The sequence below is a fragment of the Streptosporangium sp. NPDC048047 genome, assembly GCF_040653115.1.
Lineage (GTDB): Bacteria > Actinomycetota > Actinomycetes > Streptosporangiales > Streptosporangiaceae > Streptosporangium.
In genome coordinates, this window is sequence record NZ_JBEZNH010000010.1 from 133151 (window position 1) to 149442 (window position 16292).

At 74.1% G+C, this 16292-nt stretch carries 10 protein-coding genes; 4 read left to right on the forward strand and 6 right to left on the reverse strand.

What is annotated here, in order from left to right; genetic code table 11:
* Positions 1–22: 22 nt before the first annotated feature.
* On the reverse strand, positions 23–1591 hold the full coding sequence (locus AB0D67_RS11890) for an MFS transporter (RefSeq protein WP_362932684.1): 1569 nt from the start codon (positions 1589–1591) through the stop codon (positions 23–25).
* A gap of 163 nt (positions 1592–1754) precedes the next feature.
* A complete protein-coding gene (locus AB0D67_RS11895) occupies positions 1755–5357 on the reverse strand; it encodes a BTAD domain-containing putative transcriptional regulator (RefSeq protein WP_362932686.1) in 3603 nt (1200 codons plus the stop codon).
* Between the two features lie 203 nt (positions 5358–5560).
* Between AB0D67_RS11895 and AB0D67_RS11900 the strand changes: the two genes are divergently transcribed.
* From AB0D67_RS11900 to AB0D67_RS11910, 3 genes are all read left to right on the forward strand, one after another.
* Positions 5561–5962: a hypothetical protein gene (locus tag AB0D67_RS11900; protein WP_362932688.1), complete on the forward strand. Its 402-nt coding sequence runs from the start codon at positions 5561–5563 to the stop codon at positions 5960–5962.
* 183 nt (positions 5963–6145) lie between these two features.
* Positions 6146–7108, forward strand: a complete 963-nt coding sequence (locus AB0D67_RS11905) for an NAD(P)-dependent oxidoreductase (protein ID WP_362932690.1) — start codon at positions 6146–6148, stop codon at positions 7106–7108.
* 61 nt (positions 7109–7169) lie between these two features.
* The gene (locus AB0D67_RS11910; RefSeq protein ID WP_362932692.1) at positions 7170–8153 is read left to right on the forward strand and encodes a DUF5996 family protein; all 984 of its coding nucleotides are present in this window, start codon (positions 7170–7172) and stop codon (positions 8151–8153) included.
* Here the strand turns inward: AB0D67_RS11910 and AB0D67_RS11915 are convergent.
* The 4 genes from AB0D67_RS11915 to AB0D67_RS11930 all read right to left on the reverse strand — a co-directional run bounded on the left by AB0D67_RS11915 (position 8137) and on the right by AB0D67_RS11930 (position 14906).
* Positions 8137–9195: a glucose 1-dehydrogenase gene (locus AB0D67_RS11915; RefSeq protein ID WP_362932694.1), complete on the reverse strand. Its 1059-nt coding sequence runs from the start codon at positions 9193–9195 to the stop codon at positions 8137–8139. The two genes, AB0D67_RS11910 and AB0D67_RS11915, sit on opposite strands and share 17 nt — an antisense overlap.
* Positions 9192–9911, reverse strand: coding sequence for a MarR family transcriptional regulator (locus tag AB0D67_RS11920; RefSeq protein WP_362932696.1), 720 nt, complete (start codon positions 9909–9911; stop codon positions 9192–9194). The genes AB0D67_RS11915 and AB0D67_RS11920 overlap by 4 nt, the downstream gene beginning before the upstream one ends.
* A gap of 154 nt (positions 9912–10065) precedes the next feature.
* Positions 10066–13116, reverse strand: a complete 3051-nt coding sequence (locus AB0D67_RS11925) for an FAD-binding and (Fe-S)-binding domain-containing protein (protein WP_362932832.1) — start codon at positions 13114–13116, stop codon at positions 10066–10068.
* Between the two features lie 23 nt (positions 13117–13139).
* Positions 13140–14906, reverse strand: coding sequence for a thiamine pyrophosphate-dependent enzyme (locus tag AB0D67_RS11930; protein ID WP_362932698.1), 1767 nt, complete (start codon positions 14904–14906; stop codon positions 13140–13142).
* A gap of 243 nt (positions 14907–15149) precedes the next feature.
* Between AB0D67_RS11930 and AB0D67_RS11935 the strand changes: the two genes are divergently transcribed.
* Positions 15150–16247 (forward strand): enolase C-terminal domain-like protein, encoded by a 1098-nt coding sequence (locus AB0D67_RS11935; RefSeq protein ID WP_362932700.1) that lies wholly within the window; start codon positions 15150–15152, stop codon positions 16245–16247.
* Positions 16248–16292: the final 45 nt, after the last annotated feature.

Sequence of the window (16292 nt, forward strand, 5' to 3'; positions counted from 1 at the left end):
GCCGAGCGCCTCGGCGGACTCGTCATCCCGCCGTCACGGCTTTCTCGTGCGCCCCGCCCCGGTCGTCGAGGACCACCTCGGGGATCACCTTCGGGACACCGCGCAGGGCGAAGAGCACCGCCACCGCGAGAAGAGCGAGAAGAGCGGCGCCGGTCAGCACCGTCAGCTGCATGGCGGTGACGAACGTCCTCCGTGCCGCCTCGGCGACGGCTCCGGCCAGCGCCGGAGGCAGGGAGGCCGCCGTCTCCAGCGCCCCGCCGAGCGACTCGCCGATCTGACGCGCATCCTCCGGCCGCACCCCGGAGGGCAGCTCCAGGCGATCGCGGTAGACACCGTTCAGCACGCTTCCCAGTACGGCGATGCCCAGCGCGCCGCCCATCTCCTGGGCGGTCTCCGCGATCGCGGACGCCGCGCCCGCCCGCTCCCTGGGCACCGAGGCCAGAACGGTGTCGTTGGTCACCGCGAAGGCGAGACCCGTGCCGGCGGAGGCGACCAGCATCGCGGCCAGCATGTACGCGTAACCGGTGCCGGCGTCCATCCGGCTGTACATGAGGAACCCCGCGGCGGTCATCGCCAGTCCCAGGGCGGTGACCCGGGCCCGGCCGACGGCCATGATCAGGCTGGAGGCCAGGGCACCGCCCAGCGCCGCCCCCAGGCCGCCGGGGAGGCTCGCCAGGCCGGAGACCAGGGGCGACCAGCCCCGGACGAGCTGGAAGTACTGGGCGAAGGCGAGGGACGACGAGAGCATCGCGAAGATCCCGACCATGTTGGCCCCGATCGCCCCGGAGAAGGCGCGGTGGCGGAAGAGCCGGACGTCGATGAGGGGCTCGGCCAGCCGCGTCTGGCGCCGGGCGAACACGACGAGGGCTGCGACGCCGAACGCCCCCGCCGCCCAGACGCCCGCACCGGTGACGCCGTCGTGGGCGGCGGTCTTCAGCGCGTAGATCACGGCGACGACGCCCACGGCGGACAGCGGCACGCTCACCGCGTCGATTCGTCCGGGGCGGGGGTTGCGCGACTCGGGAAGCACGAAGGCGCCGGCCACCACGATCAATACGGCCACCGGAACGTTGATCAGGAAGACCGAGCCCCACCAGAAGTGGTCGAGCAGGAGGCCGCCGGCCAGCGGGCCGACGGCGAACCCCAGAGCCGAGACGCTGCTCCAGATGCCGACGGCGGTGGCTCGTTCCCTCGTGTCGGTGAAGACGTTCCGGATGATCGACAGCGTGGACGGCATGACGGTGGCGCCCGCGGCGCCGAGCAGCGCCCGGGCCGCGATGAGCCATCCCGGGGCCGGCGCGTACGCGGTCAGCGCCGAGGCCGCTCCGAAGGCGGCCATGCCGATCAGCAGCAACCGCCGCCTCCCGATCCGGTCACCGATGTTGCCCATGGTGACGAGGAGACCGGCCAGCGCGAAGCCGTACACGTCGGCGATCCACAGGAACTGGGGGGCGGAGGGCCGCATGTCCTCGGCCAGCCTGGGCGCGGCCAGATGCAGCACCGTGAGATCGATGGACAGAAGCAGTACGGCGAGGCAGGCGATCACCAGCGTGCCCCACCTGCGCGTCGGGGAGATCGTGGGGGAGGTCATGGACGCAGCGTCGCCGCTCTCCCCGACGGTTCGCTGACCGGACGCTGACGAGCCCTCGACGGGCGGTGCGGCTCATCGCCGGGGCGCGGACGCGTGGACGGCTGCCCGGTGTCGGCGTGGCTCATCGTCGGGGGGGTGGACGGCTGCCCGGCGCCCGTGTGGCTCATCGTCGGGGCGTGGACGGCTCCCCGGCGCCCGTGCGGATCCGGTCGAGGGCGTCGAGCGCCCGGCCGATGGTGAGGTCGCCTCCCCGCCGGTGGGCCGCCTCGAACACCGCGTCACCGGCCAGGGCGCGGGCTCCGGCTCCGACCCGGGCGACGTCCGGGTCGTCCGGACCGGCCGGTACGGAGACGCCGCGCAGGGCCGCGCCGAGACCCAGCAGGAAGGCGGCTCGTTCACCGTCCCCCTCCAGCAGGGCCACGCCCGCCAGACCTTCCGTGGCGAGGGCGGCCAGCGGCGGGTTGCGCCGCCATGCCGTACCGGAGAGTGCCGAGAGGTGCCGGTCCAGTGCCTCGCGGGCGTCACCCTCCATCTCGGCCAGCCTGCCCAGGGCGACGCGCAGCCGCCCGCGCACCTCCTCGGCGAGGTACCCCTCCAGGTCGCATCCGGCGAGAGCGGTCTCGTAACAGGCGCGGGCCCCGGCGAGATCTCCGCGGATCCGGGCGACCTCGCCGAGACCGAGACGGGCGCCGGCCAGCGTCGCCGGATCGCCCGCCCGGCGGGCGAACCCGGCCGCGCGCTCGTACCCGTCCCGGGCGCCGTCCAGATCTCCCGCCCGTACGTTCAGCTCGGCACGGCGGCACAGCAGGTCGGCCAGGTCGGTGGTGGCGCCCAGCTCCTCCGCGAGGGACATTGCCTCGCCGACCAGCCCGGCGGCTCTGCCGTCGTCCCTTCGCCAGATGGCGAGCTCGGCCAGCGAGGTGAGCGCGGTGACCGTTCCCCAGCGGTCGCCGAGGGACCGGAACCTCTTCAGGGACGCCTCGAAATCGTGTTCGGCCTCCACCGGCCGTCCGTTCGACCACCAGTGGTAGCCGTATCCGAAGTCGAGCAGCGCGCGGGTCCACGGGTCCAGGCCGAGCCGGTCCAACCGCCGGATGGACCGCAGGTAGAGGTCTCCCTCCGGCATGCCCAGGACCACCGCCTGGACCACGAGGGTGAAGGGCTGCCGGGGCGTTCCGTCGAGACCGGCGATGATCGCCTCGGCGACCTCGACGTGCGGCCTGAGCCGCGGATCATGCCTGCCCGCCGACGCCGCGAGGAACACGCACAGGGCGTACTCCTCCTCCGCGCCGGCCGGGGGACGAAGGCCGATCCGGTCGAGGAGCCGCCGTGCCGGGGCCGCCGCCTCACCCCGTAGCCCCCGCAGCCACCAGTACGGGGTTAGGGCCGACAGCAGCCGCAGCGCGAACACCGGCTCGAAGGAGCCGGAGGAACGCGTGGAACCGGAGCCGGAGCCGGAGCCGAGGGCATGAGCGGGGGCGGAGGAGCCGGGGGAGCCGGAGGCATGAGCGGGGATGGAGGAGTCGGAGGAACCGGAGGAACCCGTGGAGCCGGGAGATCCCGCCGTCCCCGGGACCTCCGCGGGAAGGACGGCCCGGTGCACCGTGGCGCGCAGGTCCTCGTACTCCCGGTCCAGCCGCCGCAACCACTCGAGCTGCTCGGCGTCGCGCAGATGCGGGTCGGCGGACTCGGCCAGACCGAGGAAGTACTCGCCGTGCGCCCGGCGCAGCGCCTCCTCCTCACCCGCGTCGGCGAGTCGTTCGGCGCAGAAGGCGCGGATCGTGTCGAGCATCCGGTAGCGGTCGCCCACCACCTCCACCAGCGACTTGTCCACCAGGCCGGCCAGCAGGTCGACCGCGTCCGGCATCCCGGTCACCCGCTCGACGGCCTCCAGCGTGGCGCCGCCCGCGAAGACCGTGAGACGCCCGGCCATCGTCCGTTCGTCCTCGTCGAGCAGGTCCCAGCTCCACTCCACCGCCGCGCGCAGCGTCCGGTGGCGCGGCTGGGCCGTACGGCTGCCTCGGGACAGCAGCCGGAAACGGTCGTCCAGCCGGGCGGCGACCTCGGCGGCCGTCAGCGACCGCAGACGGGCCGCGGCCAGCTCGATCGCCAGCGGCAGGCCGTCGAGGGCCCGGCAGACGCGCAGGACCGCGTCGGCCTCGGACTCCACCGCGTACCCGGGCCGTACGGCCGCCGCCCGCTCGGCGAACAACCGGACGGCGGGGAAGCCGAGCGCCTCGGCGGCGGGGACATCCGGGGGCGGGAGCATGAGCGGGGGGACGGGGCACAGCGTCTCACCGGTGATGCCGAGCGGCTCGCGGCTGGTGGCGAGGACGCGCAGCCCGGGGCAGCCGCTCAGGAGCCGGGCGGCCAGCGCGGCGGCGGCCTCGACCACGTGCTCGCAGTTGTCCAGGACAAGCAACGTCCGCCGCTCGGCGAGCGCGGCGACCATCCTCACGACCGGGTCGGGCACGGCTCCGCCCGGGGCGGGCAGCATCCCGGGCTCGTGGAGTCCCAGTGCGCCGAGAACCGCGCGGGGTACGTCGGAGCCGTCGGTGAGCGGCGCCAGCTCGACGAAGCAGACATCGTCGTGACCGTGCGCGGCCGCCTCGGCCGCCAGCCGGGTCTTGCCGGTGCCGCCGGGCCCGGTGAGCGTGACGAGGCGGGACCCGGCGAGCAGACCGCCGATCCGCGCCAGTTCGTCCGCCCGGCCCACCAGGGGTGTGAGCTGCGCGGGCACGCGGGCCCGCGTGCCCGCGCCGTCTCCGGAACGCGGGCTCCGGTTCCCGGCCGGTGGGACGTCCGGTCCGGGAACGGGCAGGGTGCCCCGGAGCACCGACAGGTGGATCGCCCTCAGCTCCGGTGACGGGTCGGCGCCGAGCTCGTCGGCCAGCCGCGCGCGGACGTCCTCGTAGACCGCGAGCGCCTCGGCCTGCCGGTCGCACGCGTACAGCGCGCGCATGAGCTGGCCGCGCAGCCGCTCGCGCAGCGGGTGGGCCGCGACCAGCTCATGAAGGTCCGCGACCAGCGTACGGAGGTCCGCGGCCGGCGTACGGAGGTCCGCGACCGGCGTACGGAGGTCCGCGACCGGTGCCTGGAGGTCTGTGACCGATGCTTGGAGGTCTGCAACGGGTGCTTGGAGGTCCGTGACCGGCGTACGGAGGCCCGCGATCGGCTCGCGGTGCCGCCCGAGGGCGAGCCGGGCCTCGGCGTGGTCCTCGGCGGCGGCGATCCGCGCCTCCTCCAGGCGGGCGGCCGCGGCGGTGGCGAACGGCGCGTTCAGGACGTCGGCCAGAGCGGGTCCCCGCCACAGGCCCAGCGCCTCGCCGAGCAGTTCCCCGGCCCGCTCATGCCGCCCCGATGCCAGGGCGGCGCGGCCCTGCCGGGCGAGCCGTTCGAAACGGTGCGCGTCCACGGCCTCGGGAGGTACGGCGAGCCGGTAGCCCGCGGGATGGCGCGTCACCATTCCGCGGCCGCCGCCCGCGCCACCGTTCGCGCCACCGCCCGCGGCGTCGTTCGCGGTTCCGGCCGTGCCGGCGGTGTCCAGCAGGTGGCGGAGCCGGGAGATCTGTGCCTGGAGCGCGTTGCCGGCTCCCGCGGGCGGGTCGTCGCCGTACAGGCCCTCGATGAGCCGGGTCGTGGTCACCACCCGGTCGGGGGTGAGGAGCAGGAGTGCCAGCAGCGCGCGCAACCGTGGCCCGCCGACGGGCACCGGACGCCCGTCGGCGGGCCGTACCTCCGTTGGGCCGAGGATGCCGAACCGCACGACTCCGATTCTCCGTCATGAGCGCCCGGACGGGTCGGACGTCAGAGAATCGGAAAGAACCCGACAAAACGGTGAAACGATGAAAAACGGGGGGATTATCTCTTAGCAGATGCTGTTCACCGGCATCGACGTCTCCGTTGTGCCGGGTACGGACGCCGCGCGGGAACGGCCCTCACGGGGACCCGCGGGAAACGGGGGTCGGCATGGCATACGGCGCGCGGGCGAGCGGCTGGCTCGGCTGGATATGGTTCGCCGCGGTGATGATGATCCTGGTGGGCGTCTTCAACGTCATCACGGGCCTGTCGGCCATTTTCCGGGGCGCACTCTACGTGCAGACGGGCGACCAGGTGGTGTTCCTCAACCTGCCGGCGTGGGGGTGGATCCACCTGATCCTCGGCATCCTCCTGATCGCGGTGGGCATCGCCCTCATCACCGGGCAGACGTGGGCCCGCGTCGTGGCGGTCGTGCTCGTCGCGCTGAACGCCATCGAGCACATGCTCTTCATCCCCGCCTATCCCTGGTGGTCCCTGATCGTCATCGCGATCGACGTCCTGGTGATCTACGCCCTGATCGTGCACGGGCACGAGGTGGAGAAGGCGGTCTGACGACCGCCGGCGGTCGCGGCGGGACGGGACGGCGGAACCCGGGAGCGGCGGCCGCCGGACGGCGGAGCGACAGGTGACGGAACGGGCGGAACGGGCGGAACAGGCGGGACGACCGGACGGCAGGCGACGGAGCAGCGGGACGACCGGACGGCCGCGGAACCGGCGGCCTGGGGGGAGCGGCACATGCGGGTGGCGGTGCTGGGAGCGGGGCGGATGGGCACGGCGCTGACCCGGCGGCTGCTCGCCCGCGAACACACGGTGCGGATCTGGAACCGTACCCGGGGCCGGACCGGGGAGCTGGTCCGGGCGGGCGCCGAGGAGACGTCCAGCCCCGAGGCGGCCGCCCGCGACGCCGACGCCGTCCTGATGACGCTCACCGACGACCGGGCGTGCCGCGACGTCCTGACCCGTCTCGCGGCGCACATGGGCCCCGACCCGCCGGTCGTCGTCGACATGAGCACGGTGTCGCCGGACACGGCCCGGGAACTGCGGGAGATGACGCCGGAGCACCGGTTCGTGGCCGCTCCCGTCGTCGGGGGACCGGCCGCGCTCGCCGCCGGACAGGCCATGGGGCTGTTGAGCGGGGACCGGGAGGTCATGGACCGGATCCGGTCCCTGTGGCCCGACGTCTTCTCGGTCCAGTGGTACTGCGGGGAGGACCCGGGCGCCGGCCTGATCTACAAGGTCCTCAACAACCACCTGCTCATGTCCGGCGTCGCGCTGCTCTCCGAGGTGGTCGCCACCGGGCAGGCGGCCGGGCTCGACGAGAGGATGATGCAGGACTTCCTCTACCAGTGGCCGACGGTCGCCCCCGGCGTGCACAACCGGCTCGACGACATCTTCCACGGCGACCACGAGGGCTGGTTCACGACGCGCCTCGGCGCCAAGGACCTGCGGCTCGTGATCGGGCTCGCCCGGTCGCTCGGCCTCGACCTGCCGATCGCCCGGACGGTCGAGCGCCGTTACGAGGAGGCGGCCGCGAGCGGCTGGGGGGACGCCGACATCGGCGCGGTCGTGGAGCTGCTCCGCGCGGAGCACGGCCCCGGACGCCCCGGGAACCCGGCCCCCGGTGCCGCGACCCCGGAACCCGAGCCCCCGGAACCTGGCCCCCCGGAACCCGAGCCCCCGGAACCCGAGGCTCGGTGACGCGACTCCGGCGTCCCGGGCATCCGGGGCGGGAGGACGAGAGGAAGAGAGGAACGGTGCGATGGCCGAACGTGGGAACGGCTGGCCGGCGTTGCCGGTGAGCGGATGGCAGCACACCTACGACACGCTGCACATGTACGCGCAGGTGGTCGGGAAGATCTCGCTCGCCCTGCGGCCGATGGTCAACCACTGGTGGCAGGTGGCCTTCCACCTCACGGCCCGGGGCCTTTCCACCGGCCCGATCCCGTACGGCGAGCGCACCTTCGAGATCTGCTTCGACCTGCTCGACCACTCCCTGCACATCGAGACCTCCGACGGCGGGCGCCGCACGATCGCGCTGGGCGGTTCGGTGCGCGACTTCTACGCCGAGGTCCTGCGCTCCCTGGCCCACCTCGGGGTGGACGTCGAGATCCGCACGATGCCGGTCGAGTTCGCCGACCCCGTACGGTTCGACCGGGACGACCGCCACGCCACCTACGAGGCGGCGCAGGTCCAGCGGTTCTGGCAGGTGCTCCTGCGGGTGGAGGAGGTCTTCACCGAGTTCCGGGCCCGGTTCGCCGGCAAGTGCAGCCCGGTGCAGTTCTACTGGGGCGCGTTCGACCTGTCCACGACCCGCTACTCCGGCCGGCCCGCCGAGCCGCCGTCCGGCGCCGATCCCGTCACCAGGCTGAGCTTCAACGCCGAGCAGAGCGACCTCGGCTTCTGGCCGGGCGGGACGTGGATCAACGGCGCCCGGATCGACCAGCCGGTGTTCTACTCCTACGCCTACCCCGAGCCTCCCGGCTTCCGTGACCGGCCCGTCCTGCCCGAGGCGGCCCGCTACGACGACGCCTTCGGCGAGTTCGTGCTGCGCTACGACGACGTCAGGAACGCCCCCGACCCCCGCGGGGCGATCCTCGACTTCGCCCAGTCCACCTTCGAGGCCGCGGCGAGCCTGCAGGACTGGCCGGCCGAGGCGCTCCAGCGGGTCCAGCCCCCACAGCCCCGCAGGGCGGCGGGCCGGGCGCCCGCCGCCTCGGGTTCGCGGATCAGTCCTCGAAGGTGATGACCACCTTGACGTCCTCGGGTTCGGCGGCGAACGCCTCGGCGAACCGCTCCAGCGGCACCCGCCGGGTGATGAGCCGTCCCAGCCAGTCGCGGTCGGCCTTGGCCAGCGCCTCGGCTGCTGCGGCGTAGTGGCCGAGGTTGGCGTTGACGGACCCGATCACCGCGTCGTTCTCCAGGACGATCTCCCGGTTCAGGCCGCCCGCGTCGACCGTCAGCCGCCGCCCGTACGGGGAGACGCCCGTCAGGCAGACGACGCCGTAGGGCACGGTGGCGGTGATGGCGTCGAAGACGACCTTGCTGACCCCGGTCGCCTCGATCACGATGTCGGGCTTGGCGGCGGCGGCCGCGTCGGAGAGGTCGCCGGAGTGGTAGGTGGCCCCGAGGTCGGCCACGAGCCGCGGCTTGGGTCCCTCGGTGACGACGTCCAGGACGTGGACGTCCAGGCCGCGCTGCACGCCCAGCAGCGCGGCCAGCAGTCCGATCGGTCCCGCGCCGGTGACCAGCACCGTCTCCGGATCGAACCACGACCGGCCGCCGACCTTCTCGATCTGCTCCCACGCCTTGGCCACCACGCTGGTCGGCTCCATCAGCACGCCGGCCTCGCCGAGCCCCGGATCGAGCCTGACCGCGTAGTCGGCCTCCACGGTCCAGGACCGGCTGCCGTAACCGTCGAGATCCTTGATGCCGCGCTCGGTGTAGCGGCCGTTGCGGCACATGTCGAACTGGCCGCGCGCGCACGCGCCGCAGGGCACCGGGTCGGGGCGCCGCACCACGCCGACCACGAGATCACCCTCGGAGAACCCGCTGCCGTCCGGCGCCCGCCGTACGCGGCCCAGGGACTCGTGCCCGATCACGAGGCGGTCCCGTCCGTCCGGCGCCGTGCCGTAGTCACCGGCGGCGATCTCCCGGTCGGTCCCGCACACCCCGAGGGCGAGCGCGTCCACGAGGAGGTCGTTCTCGCCGGGCTCCGGGTCGGGGACGTCGGTCACCGCCAGCGAGTCCTTCTGCTGCGGTACGACGGTCAGCGCTCGCGTGGTCACTGGTTCCTCCTGGTGGTCCGGTCGGTACGCGTCGGGTCCGAGGCGCGCCCGGCGGCGTCCTCGGGTGGCGGAAGCGGGTCCCGCGCGGCCCCGCCGCCGAGATCCTGCGCGGCCTCGCCGCCGAGGTCCTGCGCGGTTCCGTCACCGGGGTCCCGCGCGGTTCCGTCACCGGGGTCCCGCGCGGCCCCGTCACCGGGGTCCTGCGCGGTTCCGTCACCGGGATCTCGCGCGGCCCCGCCGCCGGGTTCCTCGCCGGTCCGCGCGGCGGCGGTGAACTCGGTGAGGGCTCCGGCGAGCGCCTGCCGGGTGCCGGGCGGCAGGCGGGTCAGCGCGGCGGCGATACGGCGACGGCGGGCGGCGCGCAGACGTCCGATGGCCCGGCGGCCGGCCTCGGTGACGCCGATGCTGATCTCACGGCGGCTGTGCGGGGCCAGCAGGCGGGTGAGCAGCCCGGCGTCGTCGAGCCGGGCGACCAGCCGGCCGGCGGCGGAGACCGACATGGCGAGGTGGGCGGCGAGCGCGCTGAGGTTGAGGGGGCCGTGCCGGTCGACCGCCAGCAGTACACGCAGCTGCGTGACCGACAGGTCGCTGTCCTCGGCGACGGCGTTGAGCGTCATCTCCACCAGGGCGAGCGACGCCTCCTCGACCCGCCAGACCGCCGTGGCCAGGCCGTTCCGGGGTCCGGCGGCGGCGTCGCGGGCTTCGTCGGTGTTCATCGCGCCTTTCTCGGGTGGTCCGCCGGTCGCGGGCGCCGGGGCCTCCCGGCGGATACGGCCCCGGGCGACCGTCCGCGCGGCGCGTTCTCCGCGGTCCCGGGGGCGCGGCCCGTGGCGGTCACTGACGTGGTGCGTTCCCCGTGGTCCACGGTTCTCACCTCCCGCCCCGAACCGGCCGTGTCCCGTCTGCCCGTGTCCCGTCTGCCCGTGTCCCGTCTGCCCGTGTCCCGTCCGGCGGCGTCCCGTCCGCCCGTACCCCCTCCGCCCGGTCCCGGTCCCGGTCCTGATTCCGCTCCCGGTCCCGACCGGCGGCGAGGACCTCCGCCAGGTGCAGCGCCCGGCGGCCGGTTCCGGCCTGTTCGAGCTGGGTCCGGCAGCTGAACCCGTCGGCCAGGATCAGCGTGTCCGGCCCGGCCGCGCGCACGGCGGGAAGCAGCTCCTGCTCGGCGCAGGCCATCGACACCTCGTGGTGGCCGGCGGTGAAACCGAAGTCCCCGGCGAGGCCGCAGCAGCCGCCGACCACGCCGAGGTCGACTCCGGCGCGTTCCAGCAGACGGCGGTCGGTGTCGTAGCCGAGGACCGAGTGGTGGTGGCAGTGCGGCTGGGCGACCGCCGTCCCGCCGATCCGCGGCGGCTCCCACCCCTCGGTCCCCGCGAGCAGCTCGGCCAGCGTGCGGGTCTGCTCGGCCAGCCGGGTCACGTCCCGGTCGTGCGGGAACAGCCCGGCGGCGTCGTCGCGGAACACGGCGGCGCAGCTCGGCTCCAGCGCGACGATCGGCACGCCGCGGCGCAGCAGCGGGGTGAGCGCGCCCACGGTACGGCGCAGCACCCGCTTGGCCACGCCGAGCTGGCCGGTGGAGATCCAGGTCAGCCCGCAGCACAGTGTGCGGGGCGGGACGAGGACGCGGTACCCGGCGTCCTCCAGCACGTCCACCGCGGCGAGGCCGATCCACGGGGTGAAGTTGTCGGTGAAGGTGTCGGGCCACAGCAGCACCGGCCCGCGCTCCCCGGCGCCGCGCGGACCGCGCCGCCGGTACCGGTCGCTGAAACGGGTGCCGGCGAAGACCGGCAGGCTCCTGGCCGGCTCCACACCGCCCAGCCGCTTGAGCAGCGCCGCCGTGCCGGGCCCGTGGGCGAGCGCGTTGGCCGCCCGCGGGGCGAGTGCGGCCAGGCGCGCCCACAGCGGCAGCCAGCCCATCGAGTAGTGGGCGGCCGGGCGGAGCCTGCGGGCGTAGTGGTGGGAGAGGAACTCGGCCTTGTAGGTGGCCATGTCGACGTTCATCGGGCAGTCGTGCTTGCAGCCCTTGCACGCCAGGCACAGGTCGAGGGCGTCCCGTACGGCCTCGGAGCGCCAGCCGTCGCCGATCGGCGAGTCGGCGTGGCCGCCGAGCATCTCGAACAGCAGCCGGGCACGGCCCCGGGTGGAGTGCTCCTCCTCGCGGGTGGCGCGGTAGGAGGGGCACATGACGCCGTCGTCGTGCCGGCGGCACTTCCCGACGCCGACGCAGCGCATGACGGCGCGCTGGAAGCTCCCGTCGTCGTCGGGGTAGCCGAAGTGGACGCGCGGGTCGGCCGGGGTCCAGCCGGTGCCCAGCCGCAGGTTCTCGTCCACCCGGTAGGGAGCGACGATCTTCCCCGGGTTCATCCGGTCATCGGGGTCGAACACCGCCTTGACCCGGCCGAACGCCGCCATGACCGTGTCGCCGAACATCCTGGGCAGCAGCTGCCCGCGCGCCTGGCCGTCGCCGTGCTCCCCCGACAGCGACCCGCCGTAGGAGACGACCAGGTCGGCGGCCCGGTCGAGGAAGGAGGTGAAGGCGGCGACGCCGTCGGCGGTGACCAGGTCGAACGGGATGCGGGTGTGCACGCCGCCCTGACCGAAGTGCCCGTACAGCGAGGCGGTGCCGTACCCGTGTTCCTCCAGGAGGGCGCGCAGGTCCCGCAGGTAGCCGCCGAGCCGTTCCGGCGGCACGGCGGAGTCCTCCCAGCCCTCCCACGTCTCGTGCATGCCGGGGACGCGCGCGGTGGCTCCCAGGCCGGACTCGCGGAGCTCCCACAGCTGCTTCTCGGTCTTCTCGTCGTCGAAGAAGGCGATGTGCGGTTCGTGTCCGGTGCCGCGGAGGTCGTCGGTGAGGGCGCGGGCCCGCTCGTCGGCCTCGCGCTGGGAGGCGGCGCCGAAGGACACCATCAGCCAGCCGCCGCCCTCGGGCAGCCGCTTCACCGCCTCGGGGTGCATGCCCTTGCGCCGTTCGTAGTCGATCAGCTTGTCGTCGACGCCCTCAAGCTGGAGCGGACGGTGGGCGGCGATGCGCGGCACCGCGTCGGCGGCGGTGACGATGTCGTGGTAGCCGAGGAGGACGAGGCTCTCGGCGGCCGGGGCCGGCACCAGGCACAGCTCGGCCCGCAGGACGGTGACCAGCGTGCCCTCGGAGCCGACCAGTGCCCTGGCCAGGTTGAAGTCGCCGCCGGGCAGGAGCTGGTCGATGTTGTAGCCCGACACCCGCCGCGGGATGTCGGGGAAGCGGCGGCGGATCTCCCCGGCGTCGGCGGCGACGATCTCCCGCAGCTCGCGGTAGATCTCCGCGCGCCGGCCGCCCCCGGCGAGGATCCGCGCGTACTCCTCCTCGTCGGTCGCGCCGACCCACATCCGGGTGCCGTCATAGGTGAGGACCTCCAGGCGGTTGACGTTGTCGGCGGTCTTGCCGTACGCCTGCGCGGTCGATCCGCAGGAGTTGTTGCCGATCATCCCGCCGAGCGTGCACTGGGAGTGCGTGGAGGGCCGGGGCCCGAACATCAGCCCCGTGGGCGCGAGTCGCGCGTTGAGGACGTCGAGCACGATCCCCGGTTCGACGACGCAGGTCCGGGCGTCGGCGTCCACGGAGACGAGGCGGTCGCAGTGCTTCGACCAGTCGATCACCACGGCGACGTTGCAGGTCTGCCCGGCCAGGCTGGTGCCGCCGCCCCGCGAGGTGACGGGCGCGCCGTGCTCCCGGCAGACCGCGATGGCCTCGGCGGCGGCCTCGACCGTGCGGGGCACCACCACGCCCAGCGGCACCTGCCGGTAGTTGGACCCGTCGGTGGAGTAGGCGCCGCGGCTTCCGGGGTCGAACCGCACCTCGCCGTCCACCCGGGCGGCCAGGTCGCGTTCCAGGTCGCGCACCCGCACGTACGGCTGGGCCGGGCGGGCCGTGACCGGCGACGGCATCGGGACGACCGGGCTCATCGCGTTCACCTCCCCAACTGGGAGATCTTGTCCTTGAACAGGGTGGTGGCGATCGCCGCCCGGTGCGGCTGCCCCCTGAGGAACGCCTCGGCGAACTTGACCGCCTGGTCGTGGCCGACCTTTCCGGGCATCGGCGGCTCGTTGGGGTTGACGTCCACGTCCACCAGGGCGGGACCGTCGTGCGCGAGCGCCTGCCGTACGGCCTCCTCGACGTCGCCGGGGGCCTTCACCTTGCGGCCGTAGGCCCCGCAGGAGCGCGCCCAGGCGGAGAAGTCGGAGGCCGGCTCGGCGAACCGCACGCCGTGCTCCGGGTAGCCGAGCACCATCTGCTCCCACAGGATCTGGCCGAGGGAGTTGTTGTTGTTGACCACGACCTTGATCGGCAGCCGGTGCTGCGCGGCGGTGAGGAACTCGGCCATCAGCATCGCGAAGCCGCCGTCGCCGACGAACGCGATCACCTGCCGCCCGGGGAAGGCGTGCTGCATCGCGATCGCGTACGGCAGGCCGGGCGCCATCGTGGCGAGGTTGCCCGACAGGTAGAAGCGCCGGTCGCCCCGGATCGTCCAGTGCCGCGCCGCCCAGGTGGCGATCGTGCCGGAGTCGCAGGTGAGGATCGCGTCGTCGGCGGCGGCCCGGTCCACGCAGCCCATCAGGTACTGCGGGGCGATCGGGTCGCGGTCGGGCGACTCCAGGGCCGCCATGTCGGCGCGCCAGCGGTCCATCGCCCGCCGGTACTTCTCCAGGTGGCTCCGGTCGTCCTTACGCCTCAGCAGCGGCAGCAGCGCGGCCAGCCCCTCCTTCGCGTCGCCGATCATCGGCACCTGGGTCGGCATGCGCACGCCGGCCCGCGACGGGTCGGCCTCGATCTGCACCACGCGCACCTCGCCCGGCTCGGGCAGGTGCTTGGTGTAGGGGAAGTTGGTGCCGACCATGAGCAGGGTGTCGCAGTCCTCGACGAGGTCCTCCCCGGGCCTGGTGCCCAGCAGTCCGATCCCGCCGACCGAGTAGGGCGAGTCGTCGGGGATGACGGCCTTGCCGGGCAGCGTCTTGATCACCGGGGCGCCCAGGACGTCGGCGGTGGCCAGCACCTCCTCCCGCGCGTGCAGGGCGCCGGCGCCGGCCAGGATCGCGACCCGCTCACCGGCGTCGAGCACCTCCGCGGCGGCCTCCAGGTCCTCGCGGCGGGGCACGCCGGGCGCGGGCAGGTAGATCGGCGCGGTCGCAGGGGGCCGCGCCGGGGCGACGTGCCGGTAGGGATCGGCGTCGGCCGGGGCCACCTGCACGTCGTTGGGCAGGCACAGATGGGCCACGCCGCGCCGGGCGTAGGCGGTGCGGATCGCGATGTCCACCACCCCGGGAAGCTGCGCCGGGTTGTCCACGACGAGGTTGTAGTCGGCGACGTCGGCGTACAGCCGGTCGAGGTGGACCTCCTGCTGGTAGCCCGTGCCCAGCACGCTGGTCTCCTGCATGCCGGTGATCGCCAGCACGGGCTGGTGATCGAGTTTGGCGTCGTAGAGGCCGTTGAGCAGGTGGATGCCGCCGGGCCCGGAGGTCGCCAGGCAGACCCCGATCCGGCCGGTCGCCTTGGCGTGGCCGGCGGCCATGAACGCGGCGGCCTCCTCGTGGTGCACGAGGACGAACCGGACCCGGTCGGCGTGGCGGCGCAGCCCTTCCATGATCCCGTTGATGCCGTCGCCGGGTAGCCCGAAGACGGTGTCGACTCCCCATGCGGCCAGCCGCTCGATGAGGACTTCCGAGGCGATGTCGGTCATACCCGCGAGCGTGCGCCGGGTGGGTGCCGCCAAACATTCACCGGATGGAAAATCTCGCTTTTTACTGAAATTTGCCGTTAATCAAATATTCCGGGGATATGGCGGCTCGGTCTCCGGCGGGAGGCTCGGCAGAGAGGGGTCCGCCGCGACGCTCACGAAGGAGGGCGCCCGGCGGAGAGAGCGGCCGTCGCGACGCCCACGGAGGAGGACGTCCGGTGGAACGCCCGGCGGAGAGGGGGCACGATGACGGCGATCAAGGAGATACGCGCCGCGGCCTACCGCGTGCCGGCCGACCGCCCCGAGGCGGACGGCACGCTGGCCTGGGACGCGACGACGCTGGTGGTGGTCGAGGCCGGAGCGGAGGGCGCCGTCGGCACCGGGTGGACCTACGCGCCCGCGGCCGCCGCGGCCTTCGTCACCGAGGTCCTGACCGATACGGTGACCGGCTCCGACGCGATGGACATCCCCGCGGCCTGGACGGCGATGACCCGCCGGGTGCGCAACGCCGGCCGTCCCGGGATCGCCGGATACGCGATCTCCGCGGTGGACGTCGCCCTGTGGGATCTCAAGGCCCGGCTGCTGGGCACGCCGCTCACCCGCCTGTTCGGCGCCGCCCGCCCGGACGTGCCGGTCTACGGGTCGGGCGGGTTCACCACCTACGACGACGACACCACCCGCGCCCAGCTCCGGCACTGGACCCACGAGCTGGGCATCCCCCGGGTGAAGATCAAGATCGGCGAGTCCCGAGGTGCCGCCGCGGACCGCGACCTGCACCGCGTCGCCGTCGCCCGGGAGGCCGTCGGCCCCGGAGCCGAGCTGTACGTCGACGCCAACGGCGGCTACACCGCCAAGCAGGCCGTACGGCTGGCCCCGCTCCTCGAGGGCCAGGGCGTGAGCTGGTTCGAGGAGCCGGTCTCCTCCGACGACCTGGCCGGGCTGCGCCTCGTGCGCGAACGGATCGGCGCCGACGTCGCCGCCGGCGAGTACGGGAGCGACCTGACCTACTTCACCCGGATGTGCCAGGCGGGCGCCGTGGACTGCCTGCAGGTCGACGCCACCCGCTGCGGCGGCTACACCGGCTGGTTCGGCGCCGCGGCGATCGCCGCCGGGCACCACCTGGAGGTGTCCGCGCACTGCGCACCCAACCTGCACCTGCCCGCCGCCGCGGCCACCGCCGGCCTGCGCCACGTCGAGTGGTTCCACGACCACGCGCGCATCGAGGCCGAGCTGTTCGACGGCGCCGCCGACCCCGCGGGCGGGACCGCGCGCCCCCGCGCCGACACGCCCGGCCACGGCCTGACCCTGCGGCCCGGCGCCGCCGCCGGCCACCGCGTCGCCTGACCATCGGAGCCATCGGAGCCATCGGAGCCATCGGAGCCATCGGAG